General features: G+C 72.3%; 19 protein-coding genes. 15 read left to right on the plus strand and 4 right to left on the minus strand.

The window, feature by feature from the left end; genetic code table 11:
- The first annotated feature begins 587 nt into the window (after positions 1-587).
- A complete protein-coding gene (locus ACIQR3_RS31155; protein WP_403543973.1) occupies positions 588-1514 on the plus strand; it encodes a HipA family kinase in 927 nt (308 codons plus the stop codon).
- The gene (locus tag ACIQR3_RS31160) at positions 1511-1795 is read left to right on the plus strand and encodes a SelT/SelW/SelH family protein (RefSeq protein WP_403543974.1); all 285 of its coding nucleotides are present in this window, start codon (positions 1511-1513) and stop codon (positions 1793-1795) included. The genes ACIQR3_RS31155 and ACIQR3_RS31160 overlap by 4 nt, the downstream gene beginning before the upstream one ends.
- 3 nt (positions 1796-1798) lie before the next feature.
- Here the strand turns inward: ACIQR3_RS31160 and aceB are convergent, their stop codons facing one another.
- Positions 1799-3421 carry a malate synthase A gene (gene aceB / locus ACIQR3_RS31165; RefSeq protein WP_403543975.1) on the minus strand — a complete coding sequence of 541 codons (1623 nt, stop codon included), beginning with the start codon at positions 3419-3421 and terminating at the stop codon, positions 1799-1801.
- 201 nt (positions 3422-3622) lie between these two features.
- On the minus strand, positions 3623-4222 hold the full coding sequence (locus tag ACIQR3_RS31170) for an NTP transferase domain-containing protein (protein WP_403543976.1): 600 nt from the start codon (positions 4220-4222) through the stop codon (positions 3623-3625).
- 204 nt (positions 4223-4426) lie between these two features.
- On the opposite strand from ACIQR3_RS31170, the gene ACIQR3_RS31175 reads away from it, so the two are divergent.
- The gene (locus ACIQR3_RS31175) at positions 4427-4741 is read left to right on the plus strand and encodes a DUF5955 family protein (RefSeq protein WP_403543977.1); all 315 of its coding nucleotides are present in this window, start codon (positions 4427-4429) and stop codon (positions 4739-4741) included.
- A 116-nt stretch (positions 4742-4857) separates the two neighbouring features.
- On the opposite strand, the gene ACIQR3_RS31180 is transcribed toward ACIQR3_RS31175, so the two are convergent.
- On the minus strand, positions 4858-5664 hold the full coding sequence (locus ACIQR3_RS31180) for an IclR family transcriptional regulator (RefSeq protein WP_403543978.1): 807 nt from the start codon (positions 5662-5664) through the stop codon (positions 4858-4860).
- 261 nt (positions 5665-5925) lie between these two features.
- Here ACIQR3_RS31180 and allB point away from each other — a divergent pair, with 261 nt between their 5' ends.
- The 4 genes from allB (at position 5926) to ACIQR3_RS31200 (ending at position 9874) form a co-directional block, all read left to right on the plus strand.
- Complete coding sequence (gene allB / locus ACIQR3_RS31185) at positions 5926-7263, plus strand: allantoinase AllB (RefSeq protein WP_403543979.1); 1338 nt, start codon at positions 5926-5928, stop codon at positions 7261-7263.
- A 165-nt stretch (positions 7264-7428) separates the two neighbouring features.
- Complete coding sequence (gene alc, locus ACIQR3_RS31190; protein WP_403543980.1) at positions 7429-8544, plus strand: allantoicase; 1116 nt, start codon at positions 7429-7431, stop codon at positions 8542-8544.
- Between the two features lie 162 nt (positions 8545-8706).
- Positions 8707-9333, plus strand: a complete 627-nt coding sequence (locus ACIQR3_RS31195) for a dihydrofolate reductase family protein (RefSeq protein WP_403543981.1) — start codon at positions 8707-8709, stop codon at positions 9331-9333.
- A 145-nt stretch (positions 9334-9478) separates the two neighbouring features.
- Positions 9479-9874 (plus strand): ribonuclease domain-containing protein, encoded by a 396-nt coding sequence (locus ACIQR3_RS31200; RefSeq protein WP_403543982.1) that lies wholly within the window; start codon positions 9479-9481, stop codon positions 9872-9874.
- Here ACIQR3_RS31200 and ACIQR3_RS31205 read toward each other — a convergent pair whose 3' ends face one another.
- On the minus strand, positions 9875-10078 hold the full coding sequence (locus tag ACIQR3_RS31205; RefSeq protein ID WP_403543983.1) for a hypothetical protein: 204 nt from the start codon (positions 10076-10078) through the stop codon (positions 9875-9877).
- Between the two features lie 200 nt (positions 10079-10278).
- Here ACIQR3_RS31205 and ACIQR3_RS31210 point away from each other — a divergent pair, with 200 nt between their 5' ends.
- From ACIQR3_RS31210 to ACIQR3_RS31245, 8 genes are all read left to right on the plus strand, one after another.
- Entirely contained in the window at positions 10279-11526 is a 1248-nt protein-coding gene (locus ACIQR3_RS31210; protein WP_403543984.1) for a sensor histidine kinase, read from the plus strand.
- Positions 11527-11582: 56 nt separating this feature from the next.
- Positions 11583-12269, plus strand: a complete 687-nt coding sequence (locus ACIQR3_RS31215; protein WP_403543985.1) for a response regulator — start codon at positions 11583-11585, stop codon at positions 12267-12269.
- A 160-nt stretch (positions 12270-12429) separates the two neighbouring features.
- The gene (locus ACIQR3_RS31220) at positions 12430-13167 is read left to right on the plus strand and encodes a GntR family transcriptional regulator (protein ID WP_403544090.1); all 738 of its coding nucleotides are present in this window, start codon (positions 12430-12432) and stop codon (positions 13165-13167) included.
- Between the two features lie 152 nt (positions 13168-13319).
- Entirely contained in the window at positions 13320-14324 is a 1005-nt protein-coding gene (locus ACIQR3_RS31225) for a sugar ABC transporter substrate-binding protein (protein WP_403543986.1), read from the plus strand.
- Complete coding sequence (locus tag ACIQR3_RS31230; protein ID WP_403543987.1) at positions 14321-15361, plus strand: ABC transporter permease; 1041 nt, start codon at positions 14321-14323, stop codon at positions 15359-15361. The genes ACIQR3_RS31225 and ACIQR3_RS31230 overlap by 4 nt, the downstream gene beginning before the upstream one ends.
- Positions 15358-16164, plus strand: a complete 807-nt coding sequence (locus ACIQR3_RS31235; protein ID WP_403543988.1) for an ATP-binding cassette domain-containing protein — start codon at positions 15358-15360, stop codon at positions 16162-16164. Before ACIQR3_RS31230 ends, ACIQR3_RS31235 begins: the two co-directional genes overlap by 4 nt.
- Positions 16165-16541: 377 nt before the next feature.
- The gene (locus ACIQR3_RS31240; protein WP_215168471.1) at positions 16542-17690 is read left to right on the plus strand and encodes an ROK family glucokinase; all 1149 of its coding nucleotides are present in this window, start codon (positions 16542-16544) and stop codon (positions 17688-17690) included.
- Positions 17687-18268 carry a sugar kinase gene (locus ACIQR3_RS31245; protein WP_403543989.1) on the plus strand — a complete coding sequence of 194 codons (582 nt, stop codon included), beginning with the start codon at positions 17687-17689 and terminating at the stop codon, positions 18266-18268. Before ACIQR3_RS31240 ends, ACIQR3_RS31245 begins: the two co-directional genes overlap by 4 nt.
- The last annotated feature ends 70 nt before the right edge of the window (positions 18269-18338 follow it).

Consider the following 18338-nt stretch of genomic DNA (forward strand, 5'->3'; position numbering starts at 1 on the left):
GGCGTAGGCCTTGTCCTCGTCGGCCTGCAGCATTTTCTCGCCGATCAGCACGAACAGCAGATTGTTCAGCTGCGGCGAGACCTGGATGCTCATCGACGCCGTTCCGATCCGTCACGGCCGGTGCCCACCGTGGGCATGCTTCCCGTCGGCCGTTCGACCGGGCAACGACCCGAGCGGGCAACCGCGACGAGCGCCACCGCGGGGACGGAGGCCGAAGGGCCGGAACAGTCGGAAGACGCGTGTGCTGGGAACATGGCGGAGTGATCGTCCGCCACATCGGCGACGCGCAGACCAATAAAGATCAACGGATCGATGACGCGAACCGAGCGGTTGACTTCTCGGGCGCGGGCCGTCGACGCCTGGCCTTTCACGTCAGTGACTCGCTCCATCGCTGCCGCTGCCGCTGCCGCCGCTGCCGCTGCCGCAGGCGCGAAGCAGCCGTGGAATACTCGACAGGGCGCCTTCGCGGGCGGGAGCCGGAATCATCCCCGGGGCCGATGCGGGCCCGACGAGGGTGGCGGCGCCCGGCCGGTACCTCGGCGGGTGGCCATGGTTCGCAAGACGGAAGGGCTGGGGCGGCTGCGGAAATGCTGAGACACGTCACCGCCACCCGCTACGTCGAACCCCTGCACTCCGGCGGCTCCGTCCCCGCCGTCGTCGAGGCCGACGACCTCGGAACGTACGTCGTCAAGTTCACCGGCTCCGCCCAGGGCCGCAAGGCGCTGGTCGCCGAGGTGATCGTCGGGGAGCTGGCGCGGGCGCTGGGGCTGCGCTTCCCCGAACTGGTGCTGGTCGACTTCGACCCGGCGATCGCGGAGAGCGAGCCGCACCAGGAGGTCCGCGAACTCCACCGGGTCAGCGCCGGCGTCAACCTCGGCATGGACCATCTGCCGGGTGCCGCGGACTTCACCCCCGAGGCCGCCCGCACCTTCCCGGTCGATCCGCTGGAGGCCGGGCGGATCGTCTGGTTCGACGCCCTCACCGCCAACGTCGACCGTACGGTGCACAGCTCCAACCTGATGATCTGGCCCACCCTGGGCACCGTACCGCCGCGGCTGTGGCTCATCGACCACGGCGCCGCCCTCGTCTTCCACCACCGCTGGGAGAGCGCCGATCCCGGCAAGGCGTACGACTTCCGCCACCACGCGCTGGGCCGCTACGCCCCCGACGTACGGGCCGCCGACGCGGAACTCGCGCCCCGGGTGACCGAGCGGCTGCTGCGCGAGATCACCGCCGAGGTCCCGGACGCCTGGCTGGCCGCCGAGGAGGGCTTCGCCGGCCCCGACGAGGCGCGCCGGGCCTACGTGGACCACCTCCACGCGCGCGTACGGGCGTCCGCCGCCTGGCTCCCCACCGACTTCCCCACCCGGGAGGAACTCGCCGCCGAGGACGCCCGACGCGCGGCCCGTACCCGGCAGGGCCGGCCGGACTGGCTCAAGCGGGTCCCCGACCTGCACGGCAAACCGGCGGCGGCACAGGACTGGTCGGTACACCTCAAGGGAAGCGGCGGATGACGGACGACGTACGGCGCGTGGAGATCGAGTACTGCACCCAGTGCCGCTGGCTGCCCCGGGCGGCCTGGCTGGCGCAGGAACTGCTGACCACCTTCGAGGCCGAGCTGGACGAGCTGGCCCTCAAGCCCGGCACCGGCGGCGTCTTCGTGGTCCGGGCGAACGACGAGGTGGTGTGGGACCGCCGGGAACACGGCTTCCCGGAGCCCACCGCCGTCAAGCGGGCCGTACGCGACCGAGTGGCCCCGGGCAAGACCCTGGGCCACTCGGAGCGCACGGCGTGAGCCTCAGCCCTTGAGCTGCTCGTACGCCGGCAGGGTCAGGAAGTCGGCGTAGTCGTCGTCGAGGGAGACGGTCAGCAGCAGGTCGTGGGCCTGCTGCCAGTTGCCGGACGTGAACGCGTCCTCGCCGATCTCGGCGCGGACGGCGGCCAGTTCCTCGGCGGCGACCTTGCGGGCCAGCTCCGCGGTGACCCGTTCACCGTTGTCGAGGACGACACCGGCGTTGATCCACTGCCAGATCTGGGAGCGGGAGATCTCGGCGGTGGCCGCGTCCTCCATCAGGTTGAAGATGGCGACCGCGCCGAGACCGCGCAGCCACGCCTCGATGTAGCGGATGCCGACCTGGACGGCGTTGACCAGGCCCGCGTACGTCGGCTTGGCGTCCAGCGAGTCGATGGCGATCAGGTCGGCGGCCTTGACGTCGACGTCCTCGCGCAGCCGGTCCTTCTGGTTCGGCTTGTCGCCGAGGACCTTGTCGAAGGACTCCATGGCGATCGGCACCAGGTCGGGGTGGGCGACCCAGGAACCGTCGAAACCGTCGCCGGCCTCCCGGTCCTTGTCGGCGCGGACCTTCTCGAAGGCGACCTTGTTGACCTCGGCGTCCCGGCGGGACGGGATGAACGCCGCCATGCCGCCGATCGCGTGCGCGCCCCGCTTGTGGCAGGTGCGGACGAGGAGTTCGGTGTACGCCCGCATGAACGGGGCGGTCATCGTCACCGCGTTGCGGTCCGGGAGGACAAACCTCTCGCCGCCGTCACGGAAGTTCTTGACGATGGAGAAGAGGTAGTCCCAGCGGCCGGCGTTCAGGCCGGAGGCGTGGTCGCGCAGCTCGTAGAGGATCTCCTCCATCTCGTACGCGGCCGTGATCGTCTCGATCAGGACGGTGGCGCGGACGGTGCCCTGCGGGATGCCGACGTAGTCCTGGGCGAAGACGAAGACCTCGTTCCAGAGGCGGGCCTCCAGGTGGGACTCCGTCTTGGGGAGGTAGAAGTACGGGCCCTTGCCGAGGTCGATCAGCCGCTGGGCGTTGTGGAAGAAGTAGAGGCCGAAGTCGACCAGGGCGCCGGGGACCGGGGTGCCGTCGAGCCGCAGGTGGCGCTCGTCGAGGTGCCAGCCGCGGGGGCGCATGACGACCGTGGCGAGTTCCTCGTCGGCCTTCAGGGCGTAGGACTTGCCCGACCTCGCGTCCGTGAAGTCGATGTTCCGGGTGTAGGCGTCGATCAGGTTGAGCTGGCCGAGGACGACGTTCTCCCAGGTCGGGGCCGAGGCGTCCTCGAAGTCGGCGAGCCAGACCCGGGCGCCGGAGTTGAGCGCGTTGATGGTCATCTTGCGGTCGGTGGGACCGGTGATCTCCACCCGGCGGTCGTTCAGCGCGGCCGGGGCCGGGGCCACCCGCCAGGAGTCGTCCGCGCGGATGGCGGCGGTCTCGGGGAGGAAGTCGAGCGTGGAGGTGCGGGCGATCTCGGCGCGGCGCTCCGCGCGGCGGGCGAGGAGCTCGTCGCGGCGGGGCGTGAACCGCCGGTGCAGCTCGGCCACGAAGGCGAGCGCCGCGTCGGTGAGGACCTCCTCCTGCCGGGGCAGGGGCTCGGCGTCGACGATGGCCAGCGGGGACGGCGCTGGTGCGGACATGAGCTGTCACTTCCTTCAGCGGGCGGCAAGCTTCTGATCTGTGGATAGTAGTTTCCTCATGGTGGAAGTTCAATATTTTGTTGATGTCGAGACACCGCTGCGACGCGTTCACCGGACGCGTTCACCGGACGTGTTCACCTGACGTGTTTCACCGGACGCGTTCACCGGACGTGTTCACCTGACGTGTTTCACCGGACGTGGTCACTCCAGGTGGACGAGGTCCGCCTCGGTGTCGATGTCGTAGGGCCGCGCCACGTCCGCGCACTCGACGAGCGTCAACTCCCGCGCGTGCGCCTTCAGATAGGCGCGTGCCCCCCGGTCCCCGGTGGCAGTCGCGGTGATGCCCGCCCAGTGCGCCGCGCCGAGGAGCACGGGATGCCCGCGTACGCCGTCGTAGGCGGCCGAGACCAGTGACGTCTCGTCCCGGAAGGCGGCGCGGACCCGGGCCAGCGCCTCGGCGCCGATGCCGGGCTGGTCCACCAGGCAGACGAGCGCGGCCCGCGCGCCCGTACCGGCCAGGGAGTCCAGTCCGGCGCGCAGTGAACCGCCCATGCCCTGTTCCCAGTCCGGGTTGTCCACCAGGACGCACCCGTCCAGAGCCGCCCGCGCGCGTACGGTCTCCGCGCGCGCCCCCAGAACCACGTGCACGCGGGCGCAGCCGCCCGCGCGCAGGGCGAGTACTGCATGCTCGGCCAGTGGCCGGCCGCGGTGTTCCAGCAGTGCCTTGGGGCGTCCGCCCAGCCGCCGCCCGCCGCCCGCCGCCAGCAGCAGGCCGGTGACCTGCTCTTCGTACGTCTCCATGCGTCCTGCATACCGGAGTTCGGCGCACGGTGCCCCGGTGAGCGGGGGGTTTCGGGACACTGAATTTCGGCCCCCGCTGTGGCGTGCGCGTACCGGGTGGCGTTTACTGACCCGCATCCCCTCGGCGCCCGACCAGCGCCGTCGGGGGCCAGGGGAGAACGGGATCGCGTGACGGCGCACAACGGGGTGCGAGGGGGAGGGGCTGTGTTGCGTAGCGTGGGGCAGAAGCGAGTGGCCGACGGCGACGAGGACGTGCGGGTCAAGGAACTGCGGACCGCGGTGGCCCGGCTGCGCCGGCGGCTCGCCGCGTTGCCCGCGGAGTTTCCCGACCGGGGCGTCGCCGAGGAGGAGTTGGCCGACCTGGCCGCGATGGCGGCCGCCGGGGTGCCGGAGGTGCCGCGGCTGCGCCGCTCCCTGCTGCTGCTCGCCGGCGCGATCGGCTCGGTCAGCGCCTTGTCGGCCGGCCTGACGGAGGTCCGTCACGCCGTGGAACTCTTCGGGGAGCCGTCGCGACCGTAGCCGGATGACCGCGCGGTCGTAGCCGGGTGGCCGCGACCGTAGCCGGACGGCCGCGCGACCGTAGCCGGATGGCCGCGCGGTCGTAGCCGGACGGCCGCGGTCGGGCCGGCGCGGCGTCAGGCGGCCGAGCCGCCGCCCGAGGCCAGCAGCGTCTGGGAGAGTTCCGCCGCCACCTGCCGCAGTACCGGCACGATCGTGGCGGTCGCCGCCTCGGTGACGCGGCCGGCCGGTCCGGAGATCGAGATGGCCGCGGCGGTGGGGGAGTCGGGCACCGGGACGGCCAGGCAGCGCACGCCGATCTCCTGCTCGTTGTCGTCGATCGCGTACCCCTGGCGCCGCACCTCCTCCAGTGCCGCCAGGAAACCGTCCGGCGTGGTGATCGTCTTCTCGGTGGCGGCGGGCATCCCGGTGCGGGCCAGCAGCGCCCGCACCTCCTCCGGCGGGAAACCGGCGAGCAGCGCCTTGCCCACGCCGGTGGAGTGCGGCAGCACCCGCCGGCCCACCTCGGTGAACATCCGCATCGAGTGCTTGGACGGCACCTGCGCCACGTAGACGATCTCGTCCCCGTCCAGCAGCGCCATGTTCGCCGTCTCGCCGGTCTCCTCGACCAGGCGGGCCAGGTGCGGACGCGCCCACGTGCCCAGCAGCCGGGACGCCGACTCGCCCAGGCGGATCAGGCGCGGGCCGAGCGCGTAGCGGCGGTTGGGCTGCTGACGGACGTAGCCGCAGGCGACCAGGGTGCGCATCAGCCGGTGGATGGTGGGCAGCGGCAGCCCGCTGCTCGCGGACAGCTCGCTCAGGCCGACCTCGCCGCCCGCGTCCGCCATCCGTTCCAGCAGGTCGAAGGCGCGCTCCAGGGACTGGACGCCGCCGCTCGACGTGGATTTGGCGGAGTCGGTGGTGCTGGCGCTGGACGACGGCACGGCACGTTCCTTTCGGGGCGGACGGGAGGGCAGAAGCCTACCCGGCGGCCGGTTGACTCCCCGCTCGTACGTAGCTACGTTCTGCTTGCCGAAAGTATATTTCCACTTTGTGGAAACATCCAGGGGTGTCCGTCGTGCGGGCGGTCCGACCGGGAGCGCCTTTCGGTGGCCGGGGGTGCCTCTTGACGCTGGGGAGGCGGAGGGGGAAGCTCCTTCAACAGTTCGTTGAAGTGTGTTCCATGGCGAAAGAGAGGGGTTCGGGTGTCCGAAGCCGAACTGGTGCTGCGCTCCACGCGGGTCGTCACCCCGGAGGGAACACGCGCCGCGTCGATCCTGGTGACCGACGGCACGATCACCGCCGTCCTGCCGTACGACGCCCCCGTCCCGTCCGGCGCCCGCCTGGAGGACGTCGGCGACCACGTCGTCCTGCCCGGCCTGGTCGACACCCACGTGCACGTCAACGACCCCGGCCGCACCGAGTGGGAGGGCTTCTGGACCGCCACCCGCGCCGCCGCGGCCGGCGGCATCACCACCCTCGTCGACATGCCGCTCAACTCCCTGCCGCCCACCACCACCGTCGGCCACCTGCGCGTCAAGCGGCAGGTCGCCGCCGACAAGGCCCACGTCGATGTCGGCTTCTGGGGCGGCGCCCTGCCCGACAACGTCGAGGACCTGCGCCCGCTGCACGAGGCCGGGGTCTTCGGCTTCAAGGCGTTCCTGTCCCCGTCGGGCGTGGACGAGTTCCCCCACCTCGACCAGGAGCAGCTCGCCCGGTCCCTGGCCGAGATCGCCTCCTTCGACGGCCTGCTGATCGTGCACGCCGAGGACCCCGACCACCTGGCCGCCGCCCCGCAGCAGGGCGGCCCGCACTACCGCCACTTCCTCGCCAGCCGCCCGCGCGACGCCGAGAACAGCGCCATCGCGGCCCTGATCGCCCAGGCGAAACGGTTCGACGCCCGGGTGCACGTCCTGCACCTGTCCTCCGGCGACGCGCTGCCGCTGATAGCCGAGGCCAGGGCCGAGGGGGTCCGGCTCACCGTCGAGACCTGCCCCCACTACCTGACCCTCACCGCCGAGGAAGTCCCGGACGGCGCCAGCGAGTTCAAGTGCTGCCCGCCCATCCGCGAGGCCGCCAACCAGGACCTGCTCTGGCAGGCGCTGGCCGACGGCACCGTCGACTGCGTCGTCACCGACCACTCGCCGTCCACCGCCGACCTGAAGACCGACGACTTCGCCACTGCCTGGGGCGGCATCTCCGGCCTCCAGCTCAGCCTGCCGGCGATGTGGACCGCCGCCCGCGCCCGCGGCCACTCGCTGGAGGACGTCGTGCGCTGGATGTCCGCGGGTACGGCCGCCCTGGCCGGCCTCGACCGCAAGGGCGCCGTCGAGGCGGGCCGCGACGCCGACTTCGCCGTCCTCGCCCCCGACGAGACGTTCACCGTCGACCCGGCCGCCCTCCAGCACCGCAACCGCGTCACCGCGTACGCGGGCCGGACCCTGTACGGCGTCGTCAAGTCCACCTGGCTGCGCGGACAGCGCGTGATGGCCGACGGCGCGTTCACCGCACCGATGGGACGGCTCCTCACCCGGACCCGCTGACCACCGCTGACCACCGCTGACCACCACGGACCGCCATGGGCCGCCATGGGCCGCCATGGACCGCCACGGCACCACTGACGACCACGGCACCACCGACGACCACGGCACCACCGACGACCACCACGTCCGCACACCGCCCGACGACGAAAGGCAGAACTGATCACTGTGACGGCGACCTCGATGTTCACCGGTGACGCGAACCCCTACGCGGGCGGTGACCCGTACGCGGACTACCGCAGCGCGGATCTCCCCTTCACCCACCACGCCGACCTCGCCGACCGGCGGCTCGGCGGCGGGGTCGTCGCCGCCAACGACGAGTTCTTCGCCCAGCGGGAGAACCTGCTGGTGCCCGGACGGGCCGAGTTCGACCCCGAGCACTTCGGGCACAAGGGCAAGGTCATGGACGGCTGGGAGACCCGCCGGCGCCGCGGCGTCTCGGCCGGCCACCCCTGGCCCGCCGACGACGACCACGACTGGGCGCTGGTCCGCCTCGGCGCCCCGGGCGTGATCCGCGGCATCGTCGTCGACACCGCGCACTTCCGCGGCAACCACCCGCAGGCGGTGTCCGTCGAGGGCACCTCGCTGCCCGGCTCCCCGTCCCCCGAGGAGCTCCTCGCCGACGACGTCAAGTGGACGACCCTCGTCCCGCGCACCCCCGTCGGCGGCCACGCGGCCAACGGCTTCGCGGTCGACGTCGAGCAGCGCTTCACGCACCTGAGGGTGAAGCAGCACCCCGACGGCGGCATCGCCCGCCTGCGCGTCCACGGCGAGGTCGTCCCGGACCCGGCGTGGCTCGCCGCCCTCGGCACCTTCGACGTGGTCGCCCTGGAGAACGGCGGCCGGGTCGAGGACGCCTCCGACCGCTTCTACTCGCCGGCCACCCACACCATCCAGCCGGGCCGCTCCCGCAAGATGGACGACGGCTGGGAGACCCGGCGCCGCCGCGACCGGGGCAACGACTGGATCACCTACCGCCTGGCCGACCGCTCCCGCGTCCGCGCGGCCGAGATCGACACGGCGTACCTGAAGGGCAACGCGGCCGGCTGGGCCTCGCTCTCCGTCAAGGACGGCGAGGGCGGCGAGTGGCGCGAGATCCTGCCCCGCACCCGCCTCCAGCCCGACACCAACCACCGCTTCGTCCTCCCCGAGGAGGCCGTCGGCACGCACGCGCGCGTGGACATCTTCCCCGACGGCGGCATCTCCCGCCTGCGCCTGTTCGGCGCCCTCACGGAGGACGGCGCGGCCCGGCTGGCCGCCCGCCACCAGGAACTGGGCGGCTGACCGGGCCGCACGACAGCGCGGCCGGGCGGGCCGGAACGTGTCCGTCCGCCCGACCGCGCCCGCCCCGTGAGGGACGCCGCCGGGCAGCGATGAGTCGCGCGGCCGGGCGGAGTCTGCCCTGATGACAGTGGAACCGCCGCGCGCGAAAGGCAGGCACCCGTCATGGGCAAGCTCGTCCTCACCACCTTCGTCACCCTCGACGGCGTCTACCAGGGCCCCGGCGGCCCCCAGGAGGACACCAGCGGCGGTTTCGGCCAGGGCGGCTGGGCCGTCCCGTTCGACGACGAGGACACCGACCGGTTCATCCACGAGGTCTACGGCCGCGTCGGCGCCTTCCTCCTCGGACGCCGTACGTACGACATCTTCGCCGCGTACTGGCCGAGGGTCACCGACCCCGCCGACCCGATCGCCTCGAAGCTGAACGGACTGCCGAAGTACGTCGCCTCCACCACCCTCACCGACCCCGGGTGGGCCGGTACCACCGTGCTCGGCGCCGACCTCGCCGCGGAGGTCACCGCGGCCAAGGAACGCACGGACGGCGAGATCCTGCTGCACGGCAGCGGCGTCCTCACCCGCTCCCTGTTCGCGCTCGGCCTCGTCGACACCCTCCACCTGCTGACCTACCCCGTCGTCCTGGGCGCCGGGCGACGCCTGTTCGAGGAGGGCGGCGTGCCGACCGCCTTCCGGCACACCGGCGGGCGGATCACGGCGAAGGGCATCGCCATCCAGTCGTACGAGCCGGCGGGCAGCCCCGAGTACGGCACGTACGAGCTGCCGGTGAACGGGTGACGCGGGCGCCGGGCGTATGCCCGGTGCCGGACGCGGGCCGGCCGTGTGAACGGGTTAACCCCGTGAAAACTCATCGGGCGTGACGGGAGAAATCTCCGTCCTTGTCATTGACATGCCATCGTCTACGCGCGTCATCATGGTGGACATGCGATTCCCCCCACACGCCGCCCGCATCGGCGCGGCCGCCGCAGCCCTGACCGCCCTGCTCGTGGGCGGCACCGTCTCCGCGACCACCGCCACCGCCGCCCCCGCGGCGGTCGGCAGCATCTGCTACAGCGACCTGCCGTCCCAGGCGCACGACACCCTCGACCTGATCGAACAGGGCGGCCCCTACCCGTTCACGCAGGACGGGACCGTCTTCCAGAACCGCGAGGGCATCCTGCCCAGCCAGTCCACCGGCTACTACCACGAGTACACGGTGATCACCCCCGGCTCCTCCACGCGCGGCGCCCGCCGCATCGTCACCGGTGAGGAGTACCAGGAGGACTACTACACCGCCGACCACTACGCCTCGTTCGACCTGGTCGATTACGGCTGCTGATCACCGGGTGCCGCGTCCGCCGTCGGCCGCGGCGCACAGGGCGAAGCCCAGTACGAGCAGGGCGACGTTCACGTAGATCCCGTAGCCGTCGAGGAAACCGATCCGCCGCACAAGGCCGATGCGCCAGTCGGTGAACTCGTGCAGCAGACCGGCCGTTCCCTGGAGGACGGCCAGGAATCCCAGTAGTTCCAGCACCTTCTTCATGCCGACAGACCCTCGCCCCGCGGACCCCCCACCCACATCGGCCGCGGGGCGAGACCATGCCGACGGAAGTACCGGCCGCCGGCCGTCCGGACCGACGAAAGTTCCCCGTCGCCGACGAAAGTCTCCCGTCGTGCGACTCAGGTAGGAGATGCGGTCCGCGGGGCGGTGGCGGTGGCCCGCGATGCGTACATTCGTCGTCCGTGACAGTCGGACAGAGCACGCCGTACCCGGCCCGCCAGGAGCGGCGCTGGCTGCTGCCGTCCGCTCTGGCGGAGCAGCTGGACCCGGACCCCGCGCGGCCCGGCGGGCGGCCCCGGCGGACCGCCCGCGACTGGTGCGTCGACTTCGCCTGCTTCCTGCTCGCCGTCGTCATCGGCCTGCTTGCGGCGGACACCCTGGAGAACGAGCCGGGCCTCTCGCCCGCGGCGCAGGCCGCCGACCAGCTCGTCGGCGCCCTCGCCTGCGCCGCCGTCTGGCTGCGGCGCCGCCGGCCGGTCGGGCTCGCCGTCGCCCTGGTTCCGGTCTCGCTGGTCTCCGCCACCGCGGGCGGCGCCGTCCTGGCGTCCCTCTTCACCCTCGCCGTGCACCGGCCCTTCCGGTACGTGGCCTGGACCGGCGGCGCTTTCATCGCGCTCCAGCCGCTCTACTACCGTCTGCGCCCGGACCCCGAACTCTCCTACGCCGGCGCCGTCCTGTTCGGTTTCCTGCTCACCGCCGCGGCGGTGGGCTGGGGCATGCTCGCCCGGTCCAAACGGCAGCTCCTGGTCAGCCTGCGGGACCGGGCCCGGCGTGCCGAGACGGAGGCCCGGCTGCGGGCCGAGCAGGCGCAGCGGCTGGCCCGCGAGGCCATCGCCCGCGAGATGCACGATGTCCTCGCCCACCGGCTCACCCTGCTCAGCGTGCACGCGGGGGCGCTGGAGTTCCGGCCGGACGCGCCCCGCGAGGAGGTGGCGCGGGCGGCGGGCGTCATCCGGGAGAGCGCCCACGAGGCCCTCCAGGACCTGCGGGAGATCATCGGCGTACTGCGGACCGGCGACTCCGACGACGCCGGCCGGCCCCAGCCGACCCTCGCGGCACTCGACGAACTGGTCACCGAGTCCCGGGAGGCCGGCATGAAGGTCACCCTCGCCGGACGGATCGCCGAGCCCGCCGCCGTCCCCGCCTCCGTGGGCCGCACCGCCTACCGCATCGCCCAGGAGGCCCTGACCAACGCCCGCAAACACGCCCCCGGCACGGACGTGTCCGTCTCCGTCACCGGCGCGCCGGGCGACGGACTCACCGTGACCGTGCGCAACGCCCCGCCCGGCCGCGACGTGCCCCCCGTCCCCGGCTCCGGGCAGGGCCTGATCGGCCTCACCGAACGCGCCACCCTCACCGGCGGCACCCTCCGCCACGGCCCCACGGCGGACGGCGGGTTCGAGGTACGGGGATGGCTGCCGTGGGGATGACGCGGAGGTGACGCGGGGAGCGCCCGGCCCCGCCGGAGCGTGATTACGTGACTCCCATGACTGCTGCCACCATCCGACTCCTCCTCGTCGACGACGACCCCTTGGTGCGGGCCGGGCTGTCGCTGATGATGGGCGGCGCCGACGACATCACGGTCGTCGGAGAGGCCGCCGACGGCGCCGAGGCCGAGGCGCTGGCCGACCGCACCCGCCCGGACGTCGTCCTCATGGACATCCGGATGCCGGGGACGGACGGCCTGACCGCCACCGAGCGGCTGCGCGGGCGCGCGCACGCTCCGCAGGTCGTGGTACTCACCACCTTCCACGCCGACGAGCAGGTGCTGCGGGCGCTGCGCGCGGGAGCCGCGGGGTTCGTCCTGAAGGACACCCCGCCCGCCGAGATCGTCGACGCCGTGCGCAAGGTCGCCGCGGGCGACCCCGTCCTGTCGCCCGCCGTGACCCGCCGGCTGATGGCACACGCGGCCGACACCGCCGCCGCCGACCGGCGCTCCCGCGCCCGTGCCCGCGTCGCCGCGCTGGCCGACCGCGAACGCGAGGTCGCCGTGGCGGTCGGCCGGGGCCTGGCCAACGCCGAGATCGCGGCCGCGCTCTTCATGAGCGTCGCCACCGTCAAGGCCCACGTCTCCCGCGCCCTCGCCAAGCTGCGCCTCGACAACCGCGTGCAGCTGGCGCTGCTGGTCCACGACGCGGGACTCCTGGACGGCCCGGAGGACGGCGCGTACTGACCACCGCCCGCCCGCCCGCCCGCCCGCCTGCCCGCCTGCCTGCCGGCCCCGGCACTATGACACGATGTCCGGACAACCGGACAACCTGACTACACGACTTCCCGTCAACAGCTCACAGAGCTACGCTCGCCCCGTGCCCAAACCAGAAGGTGACCCGACCGTGACGCTCGACCTCGGTGTGGACCGGACCAGTCCGGTGCCGCTGTACTTCCAGCTGTCGCAGCAGCTGGAGGCGGCCATCGAGCGCGGCGCCCTGACCCCGGGCAGTCTGCTGGGCAACGAGATCGAGCTGGCCGCCCGGCTCGGACTGTCCCGGCCCACGGTCCGCCAGGCCATCCAGTCGCTGGTCGACAAGGGCCTGCTGGTACGCCGCCGCGGCGTCGGCACCCAGGTCGTCCACAGCCGGGTCAAGCGCCCCCTGGAGCTGAGCAGCCTCTACGACGACCTGGCGGCGGCGGGACAGCACCCCGGTACGAAGGTCCTGGTCAACGACATCGTCCCGGCGACCGCCGAGATCGGCGCCGCGCTTGGGGTGGCCGCGGGGAGCGAGGTCCACCGCGTGGAGCGGCTGCGGCTGACCCACGGCGAGCCGATGGCGTACCTGTGCAACTACCTGCCGCTCGGCCTCCTCGACCTGGACACCGGCCGGCTGGAGGCGACCGGTCTGTACCGTCTGATGCGCGGCGCCGGCATCACCCTGCACAGCGCCCGCCAGTCCATCGGCGCCCGTGCCGCCACCGCCGCCGAGGCCGAGCGGCTCGGCGAGGACGAGGGCGCCCCGCTGCTCACCATGGAGCGCGCCACGTACGACGACGGCGGCCGCGCGGTCGAGTACGGCACCCACACCTACCGGCCGTCCCGCTACTCGTTCGAGTTCCAGCTCCTCGTCCGGTCCTGAGCCGCCGGGCCGCTACCGGCCCCCCGTGCGCCGCGCCCGGTGCCCGTGCCCGACAATAGGGCGTTTGGGTCGGTGAGGTCGCCGGCCCTCACGTAGGACAGAACCACCACAGACCACCGCAAGACAGCACACAGCAAGAAGGGCACCGCCTCGTGGCACGGTTTCGGACCTGGACAGGCATCGCGCTGGCAGGGGCACTGTCACTCTCCCTCGCCGGCTGCAGCAGCACCGGCGGCAAGCGCGCCGAGGACGCCCGCAAGGCCGCCGCGGCCCAGGGGAAGGCGGCGGTGAGCACGCCCCGCTGGACCGTCGCGATGATCACCCACTCGGGCGACGGCGACACCTTCTGGGACATCGTCCAGAGCGGCGCCGAGCAGGCCGCCGTCAAGGACAACATCAACTTCCTGTACTCCCACGACGACGAGGCCCAGCAGCAGGCCCAGCTCGTCGACGCGGCCGTGGACAAGAAGGTCGACGGGATCATCGTCACGCTGGCCAAGCCGGACGCCATGAAGGCCGCCGTCGCCCGCGCGGTGAAGGCCGGCATCCCGGTGATCACCGTGAACTCCGGCTCGGCCGAGTCCAAGGAGTTCGGCGCGCTCACCCACATCGGCCAGGACGAGACGATCGCCGGCGAGGCCGTCGGCGAGGAGCTGAACGAGCGGGGCCGCAAGAGCGCCGTCTGCGTCCTGCACGAGCAGGGCAACGTCGGCCACGAGCAGCGCTGCGACGGCGTGGCGAAGACCTTCGACGGCAAGCTTCAGCGGCTCTACGTCACCGGCACCAGCATGCCGGACGTGCAGTCCGCCATCGAGGCCAAGCTCCAGACCGACAAGAGCGTGGACACCGTGGTCACGCTGGGCGCCCCGTACGCGGACACCGCCGTCAAGGCCAAGCAGGGCGCGAACAGCGACGCCGAGATCGACACCTTCGACCTGAACGCCAAGGTCGCGGCCGGCCTGAAGGACGGCAGCCTCGGCTTCGCCGTCGACCAGCAGCCCTACCTCCAGGGGTACGAGGCGGTCGACCTGCTGTGGCTCTACCGGTACAACGCCGACGTCCTCGGCGGCGGACAGCCCGTGCTCACCGGCCCGCAGATCATCACCGAGGACGACGCCGACGCGCTGGCGGACTACACGGAACGGGGCACCCGATGAGCGCCACCGGAGCGACGGTCTCCGACGAGAGGATTCTGCGGACCTCGCCGCTGCGGAAGCTGCTCGGCCGCCCCGAGCTGGGCTCGGTCGTCGGCGCCGTCGCGGTCTTCGTCTTCTTCGCACTGGCCGCCGACAGCTTCCTGCACGGCTCCAGTCTCAGCACGGTCCTGTACGCATCCTCCACGATCGGCATCATGGCCGTACCCGTGGCGCTGCTGATGATCGGCGGCGAGTTCGACCTGTCGGCGGGCGTCATGGTGACGTCCTCCGCCCTGCTGTCCTCGATGTTCAGCTACCAGATGACCGCGAACGTCTGGGTCGGCGTCGGGGTCTCCCTGCTGGTCACCCTCGCCCTCGGCGCCTTCAACGGCTTCATGCTCAGCCGCACCAAGCTGCCCAGCTTCATCATCACGCTGGGCACCTACCTGATGCTGATCGGCATGAACCTCGGCTTCACCAAGCTGATCGACGGCACCGTCTCCACCAAGACCATCGCCGACATGGAGGGCTTCGCCTCCGCCAAGGACGTCTTCGCCTCCACGATCACCGTCGGCGGCGTCGGCTTCAAGGTCACCATCCTGTGGTGGCTGGCGCTGGTCGCGGTGGCGAGCTGGATCCTGCTGCGCACCCGCGCCGGCAACTGGATCTTCGCGGTCGGCGGCAACCAGGACGCGGCCCGCGCGGTCGGCGTCCCGGTGACGAAGACCAGGATCGGCCTCTACATGGGCGTCGCGTTCGGCGCCTGGATCTCCGGCCAGCACCTGCTCTTCTCGTACGACGTCGTGCAGTCGGGCGAGGGTGTCGGCAACGAGCTGATCTACATCATCGCGGCCGTCATCGGCGGCTGTCTGATCACCGGCGGTTACGGCAGCGCGGTCGGCTCGGCGGTCGGCGCGCTGATCTTCGGCATGACCAGCAAGGGCATCGTCTTCGCCGAGTGGAACCCCGACTGGTTCAAGTTCTTCCTCGGAGCGATGCTGCTCCTCGCGACCCTGCTCAACGCCTGGGTCCGCAAGCGCGCGGAGGCCACCAAGTGACGCGGACATCGAGTCGTACCCCCCTCGTCGAACTGTCGGACGTCAGCAAGCAGTACGGCAACGTCCGCGCCCTGGAGGGGGTGTCCCTGGCGGCGCACGCCGGCGAGATCACCTGTGTGCTCGGCGACAACGGCGCCGGCAAGTCCACCCTCATCAAGATCATCGCGGGCCTCCACCAGCACGACGGCGGCACCCTCACCCTGGACGGCGAGGAGACCCGCCTCTCCTCCCCACGCGAGGCGCTGGACCGGGGCATCGCCACCGTCTACCAGGACCTGGCAGTCGTCCCGCTCATGCCGGTGTGGCGCAACTTCTTCCTCGGCTCCGAGCCGCGCAAGGGCGTCGCCCCGTTCAAGCGCATGGACGTCGACCTCATGCGCCGCACCACCCGCGCCGAGCTGCTCCGCATGGGCATCGACCTGCGCGACGTCGACCAGCCCATCGGCACCCTCTCCGGCGGCGAGCGGCAGTGCGTGGCGATCGCCCGCGCGGTGTACTTCGGCGCCAAGGTGCTGGTACTGGACGAGCCGACCGCCGCGCTGGGAGTGAAGCAGTCGGGGGTCGTACTGAAGTACGTCGCGGCCGCCCGCGACGAGGGCCTCGCCGTCGTCTTCATCACCCACAACCCGCACCACGCCTACCTGGTGGGCGACCGTTTCGTCCTCCTGAAGCGCGGCACCATGGTCGGCAACCACACCCGCGACGAGATCACCCTGGACGAGCTGACCCGCCAGATGGCCGGCGGCAACGAACTGGACGACCTGCGCCACGAACTGCGCCGCCGCCAGCCCTCCGGGGACTGACGTGTCCCCGGACGGCACGGCGGCGTCCCCAGGGGCGCGGGGAACTGCGCGTCCGGCCACGACGTACCCGCACCCGGTGACGATCGGTAACCCCCGCTTCCTGTCCCGCCGGCCCGCCGGGGGCGGACGGTACGGCGGCGTCCCCAGGGACGCGGGGAACCGCGCGTCCGGCCACGGCGTACCCGCACCCGGCGACGATCGGTAACCCCCGCTTCCTGTCCCGCCGTCCCGCCGGGGGCGGACGGTACGGCGGCGCCTCCAGGGGCGTGGGGAACCGCGCGACCGGCCACAAACCACCCGCACCCGACCGACCCCCGACAGCCCCCTCACCCGCGCCGTTCGGCACCCGCCAGGGCCGTACGGCACAATCGCACCCGATGAGCACCTACCGCGACCTCACCGCCCCCATCGGCTCCCGCCGGGCCACCGTGCTGCGCACGGCCGGCACCAGGGAACGCCGCTCCCACCTCACGGCCCCCCGCGTGCCCACCGTGGGCATCGACATCGGCGGCACCAAGGTGATGGCGGGCGTCGTCGACGCGGACGGCACCATCCTGGAGAAGGTCCGCGCGGAGACCCCGGACAAGTCCAAGAGCCCCAAGGTCGTCGAGGACACCATCGTCGAACTCGTCCTCGACCTCTCCGACCGCCACGACGTGCACGCCGTCGGTATCGGCGCGGCCGGCTGGGTCGACGCCGACCGCAACCGCGTCCTGTTCGCCCCCCACCTGTCCTGGCGCAACGAACCCCTCCGCGACCGCCTCTCCGGCCGCCTGTCCGTCCCCGTCCTGGTGGACAACGACGCCAACACCGCCGCCTGGGCGGAATGGCGCTTCGGCGCCGGCCGCGGCGAGGACCACCTCGTCATGATCACCCTCGGCACCGGTATCGGCGGCGCCATCCTGGAGGGCGGCCAGGTCAAGCGCGGCAAGTACGGCGTGGCCGGAGAGTTCGGTCACATGCAGGTCGTCCCCGGCGGCCACCGCTGCCCGTGCGGCAACCGCGGCTGCTGGGAGCAGTACAGCTCGGGCAACGCCCTGGTCAGGGAGGCCCGCGAGCTGGCCGCCGCCGACTCCCCGGTGGCGTACGGGATCATCGAGCACGTCAAGGGCAGCATCGGCGACATCACCGGCCCGATGATCACCGAGCTGGCCCGCGAGGGCGACGCCATGTGCGTCGAACTGCTCCAGGACATCGGCCAGTGGCTCGGCGTCGGCATCGCCAACCTCGCCGCCGCCCTCGACCCGTCCTGCTTCGTGATCGGCGGCGGCGTCAGCGCCGCGGACGACCTGCTGATCGGCCCCGCCCGCGACGCGTTCAAGCGCCAGCTCACCGGCCGCGGCTACCGCCCCGAGGCCCGCATCGTCCGCGCCCAGCTCGGCCCCGAGGCCGGCATGGTCGGCGCCGCCGACCTGGCCCGCCTGGTCGCCCGCCGCTTCCGCCGCGCCAAGCGTCGCCGCGTGGAGCGCCACGAGCGGTACGAACGCTACGCACAGTCCCGCCGTACGGAACGGGAGGCGCTGTGACGGAACCCCTGCTGCTCCAGGACGGGCCCGCGGAGGAGCCCGGAACCCCGGCCGAGGACCGCCGGCACAGGAACCGCCGCAGGGCGCTCACCCTGCTCATCATCGTGCTGCTGATCGGCATCCCGGCCGGCTACCTGCTGATCTCCGCCGAACAGAGCCGCAGCAGCGGCCGGGACAAGGAGGAGAAGTACTCGGCGACCGGGCTGACCGAGGCCTGGCCCTCCAAGCTCCAGCGCCGCCTCTACCAGGTCCCGGTCCCGCACCCCGCCGGCAAGGTCGCGTACTACGAGACCAACAACTGGAAGACGAGCCGCCTGTACGTCCAGTTCGAGACCACCGGCGCCGGTCTGGACGCCTTCCTCGCGGGCATCGGCGTCGACCGCAGCGCCCTGGAGCGGGACGACATCTCCATCAGCGCCCGCGACCAGCGGGTCACCGGCTGGGACTTCTCGGCGCCGGGACAGTGGTGGGGCCTGATCCGGACCCAGAAGAACCCGGCACCGACCCAGGACGTCGTCGTGAACCTGGCCAACCCGGACCTCCCGATGGTGTACGTCGTCTCGCGCACCGTTCCCTGACCGGTCCCTGACCGGTCCCGGACCCGTTCCGGACCCGTTCGGGACCGGTTCCGGACCGCTCCGACCGGTC

The sequence above is a fragment of the Streptomyces sp. NPDC090994 genome (assembly GCF_044768905.1).
Classification (GTDB): Bacteria; Actinomycetota; Actinomycetes; order Streptomycetales; family Streptomycetaceae; genus Streptomyces.

Excerpts from the sequence above, each read along its gene's own strand:
- ACIQR3_RS31155 (WP_403543973.1), top strand. The coding sequence starts at position 588 with ATGCTGAGACACGTCACCGCCACCCGCTACGTCGAACCCCTGCACTCC.
- ACIQR3_RS31160 (WP_403543974.1), top strand. The coding sequence starts at position 1,511 with ATGACGGACGACGTACGGCGCGTGGAGATCGAGTACTGCACCCAGTGC.
- aceB (WP_403543975.1), bottom strand. The coding sequence starts at position 3,421 with ATGTCCGCACCAGCGCCGTCCCCGCTGGCCATCGTCGACGCCGAGCCC.
- ACIQR3_RS31170 (WP_403543976.1), bottom strand. The coding sequence starts at position 4,222 with ATGGAGACGTACGAAGAGCAGGTCACCGGCCTGCTGCTGGCGGCGGGC.
- ACIQR3_RS31195 (WP_403543981.1), top strand. The coding sequence starts at position 8,707 with ATGGGCAAGCTCGTCCTCACCACCTTCGTCACCCTCGACGGCGTCTAC.
- ACIQR3_RS31200 (WP_403543982.1), top strand. The coding sequence starts at position 9,479 with ATGCGATTCCCCCCACACGCCGCCCGCATCGGCGCGGCCGCCGCAGCC.
- ACIQR3_RS31205 (WP_403543983.1), bottom strand. The coding sequence starts at position 10,078 with ATGAAGAAGGTGCTGGAACTACTGGGATTCCTGGCCGTCCTCCAGGGA.
- ACIQR3_RS31215 (WP_403543985.1), top strand. The coding sequence starts at position 11,583 with ATGACTGCTGCCACCATCCGACTCCTCCTCGTCGACGACGACCCCTTG.
- ACIQR3_RS31230 (WP_403543987.1), top strand. The coding sequence starts at position 14,321 with ATGAGCGCCACCGGAGCGACGGTCTCCGACGAGAGGATTCTGCGGACC.
- ACIQR3_RS31240 (WP_215168471.1), top strand. The coding sequence starts at position 16,542 with ATGAGCACCTACCGCGACCTCACCGCCCCCATCGGCTCCCGCCGGGCC.